We start from the raw sequence: 507 nt of genomic DNA, 5'->3' as shown, positions 1-507 counted from the left end.
TTAAAGCAGACACCTTATTATCAGAACCGGATAAACATCAACTGACTATCAACCCGCAACATGAACAATTAAAAGCCACCGTTCCGCTTAAACAAAGTCAGTTAGAAGCACGCGCTCAGCAATATTTTAATGACGGCATTCCTGTCACCAACACCTTGGCGCAGACCTATTTAGACACGAACCCCAATCGTCCGTTTAAAGACAATGACAGCATTCGCTATCATCCTCGGGTATATTCATCAGAAACACGTTCGACCCACCCGGCCCTTATTGCCAAACTGGAAACACCGGACAATCAAATTAAAGGCATTGCGGTGACGTATTTAAATGACGCCACAGGAGACATTAGCGACCTCAAGATTAATAAACGGGTACTGGGTACAAAATCGGGCAACCATATTCCGATTAATGAAGGCATACAGGCTGATTACAGTATTTTGGCCGTAGGAATTGAAAATGCATTACTGATTAATGACAACAACCCAACCAATACCGACATTATTGCCG

Annotated in this window: 1 protein-coding gene; it reads left to right on the top strand. The window is 43.2% G+C overall.

Annotation, left to right across the window (positions count from 1 at the left end; genetic code table 11):
• Positions 1–507, top strand: a 507-nt coding sequence (locus C9J12_RS30435) for a DUF7146 domain-containing protein (RefSeq protein WP_146150150.1), incomplete at both ends; no start/stop codon positions are given.

It is taken from the genome of Photobacterium frigidiphilum (assembly GCF_003025615.1).
Taxonomy (GTDB): Bacteria; Pseudomonadota; Gammaproteobacteria; order Enterobacterales; family Vibrionaceae; genus Photobacterium; species Photobacterium frigidiphilum.
This window is presented reverse-complemented; position numbering and strand designations above follow the sequence as displayed.